Origin of the sequence: uncultured Amnibacterium sp., assembly GCF_964245895.1 — a bacterium.
Lineage (GTDB): Bacteria > Actinomycetota > Actinomycetes > Actinomycetales > Microbacteriaceae > Amnibacterium.
Genome location: NZ_CAXTOQ010000266.1, coordinates 1 through 2,245, shown reverse-complemented (window position 1 = coordinate 2,245; position 2,245 = coordinate 1). Strand labels below are relative to the sequence as shown.

At 68.3% G+C, this 2,245-nt stretch carries 2 protein-coding genes and 1 pseudogene; all 3 read right to left on the bottom strand.

Annotated features, from left to right (window positions below; translation table 11 throughout):
* Positions 1–170 (bottom strand): annotated as a pseudogene (locus tag ACFE60_RS18850) (carbohydrate ABC transporter permease); the annotation flags it as partial.
* A 1-nt stretch (position 171) separates the two neighbouring features.
* Positions 172–1,083 (bottom strand): carbohydrate ABC transporter permease, encoded by a 912-nt coding sequence (locus ACFE60_RS18845; protein ID WP_375390380.1) that lies wholly within the window; start codon positions 1,081–1,083, stop codon positions 172–174.
* A gap of 222 nt (positions 1,084–1,305) precedes the next feature.
* The coding region (locus ACFE60_RS18840; protein ID WP_375390379.1) for an ABC transporter substrate-binding protein at positions 1,306–2,245 on the bottom strand (940 nt) is incomplete at its 5' end.

The window sequence follows — 2,245 nt, the reverse complement described above, 5'->3', positions numbered from 1 at the left end:
ACCTCGACGTAGCTCTCGGTCGTGGGCGCGAAGGCGAGGCTCGGGACGATCGCGGCCGTCTCGCTCTTGAAGCTCGTCAGCACCATCCAGCCGATGGGGAAGAACAGGAGGAGCGCGACCGCCCAACCGGCGACCGTGACGGCGATCCGGCCCGCGAGGCTTCCGGTCACGTCAGACCTCCAGCCGGCGCGCGATGGAGCGCACGAGGAAGAACGCCACGACGTTCGCGAGCACGATCGCCACGACGCCGCCCGCCGACGCGCCGCCGACGTCGAACTGCAGCAGCGCGCGGGCGTAGATCAGGAAGGCGAGGTTCGTGGTGGCGTTGCCGGGGCCGCCCGACGTCGTGACGAAGATCTCGGCGAAGATCGTCAGCAGGAAGATCGTCTCGATCATGACGACGACCGAGATCGCGCGCGACAGGTGCGGCAGCACGATGAAGACGAACTGCGCGATCGGCCCCGCGCCGTCCATGCGGGCGGCCTCGAGCTGCTCGCGGTCGAGGCTCTGGACGGCGGTCAGGAGGATGAGGAGCGCGAAGGGGATCCACTCCCACGACACGATCATGATGACCGAGAGCATGGGAAACTGCGCGAACCAGTCGACCGCCGGCAGCCCGAGAGCCCGGGCCACGGCGCCGAAGACGCCGTAGATCGGGTGCATCAGGAGGTTCTTCCACACGAGCGCCGCGACGGTCGGCATGACGAAGAAGGGCGAGATCGCCAGGAGCCGCGCGACGTCGCGGCCGGGGAAGGGCTGGTCGAACAGGACTGCCAGCAGCGTGCCCGCGACGACCGTGATGACCAGCACCGAGCCGACGAGCACCAGCGTGTTGACGAGGGATGCCCAGAAATCCGGGTCCGTCACCAGGAACTCGTAATTGTCGAGCCCGGCGAACCCCGCGACCGAGGGATCGAGCAGGTTGTAGCGCTGGGCCGAGAACCACAGCGTCATGGCGAGCGGCACGATCATCCACAGGAGGAGGATCGTGACCGACGGCGCGACGAAGGGCAGCCCGTTGAAGCGCCGCCCGCGCGCGGACGGGGCAGGCGGTCGCTCGACGCCGGACATGGCGGCGCTCACGCTCGCCACGCGACCCATCCGGTTCTCACGACACTATGGTGATGCACACACATCTCGATCCGGCGTCGGTCTCGCGGTGTCTGACAAGCTCGGCCGCGACTCCCCTTCCTGTCGGGAAAGGGTAGGGGTGAGGGCCCGCCCTCTCCGGACAGGTCGCCACCCTCACCCTGTCCCTCTCCCGAACGGGAGAGGGAACCCGCGTCTCGCTGGAGGAGGGTGCGCCTATTTCGGGTAGCCCGCCTGCTTGATCGTACGCTCGGTCGCGGCCTGGGCGGCCTTCAGCGCCTGATCGACGCTCTGCTGGCCCGACAAGGTCGCGGCGATCGTCTGGCCGACCTGGGTGCCGATGCCCTGGAACTCGGGGATCGCCACGAACTGCGCGCCCGTATAGGGCCGCGGCTCCTTCGTCTGGCCGTTCGGGTTCGCGCTCTCGATCGCCTTCAGCACGAAGGACGCGAAGGGCGCGGCCTTCCGGTAGTCCGCGCTTTCGTAGGTCGAGCGCCGTGTGCCGGGCGGCACCGCGACCCAGCCGTTCTCCCTGGCGACGAGCGCGAGGTACTCCTTGCTGGTCGCCCAGGTGGTGAAGGTCTTGGCCGCCTCCTTCTGCTTGGAGGAGGCCGGCACGCCGAGGTTCCAGCTCCACAGCCAGGTCGGCCCGCCCTTGTACTCGCCGGTCGGGATCGGGGCGAACGCCACCTTGTCCGAGACCTGGCTCTGCTTCGGGTCGAACAGGAGGCCGGCCGCGACCGTCGCGTCGATCCACATGCCGCACTTGCCGCCCGCGAAGAGCGCCAGGTTCTCGTTGAAGCCGTTGGAGGTCGCGCCCGGCGGCCCGCTCTCCTTGAGGATGTCGTTGTAGTAGGTCACGGCCTTGTGCCAGGCGGGCGTGTCGATCGTGGTGCGCCAGCCCTTGTCGAACCACTGGCCGCCGAACGTGTCGACGAGGCTCGTCACGAAGGCCATGTTCTCGCCCCAGCCGGGCTTGCCGCGCAGGCACATGCCGTAGACGCTGTTCGCCTTGTCGGTCAGCTTGGCGGCGAAGCCCTTGATCTCGTCGTAGGTGGGCTCGGCGGGCATCTTGAGGCCGGCCTTGTCGAACAGATCCTTGCGGTAATAGGTCATCGCGCTCTCGCCGTAGAAGGGGAGCGCGTAGAGCTTGCCG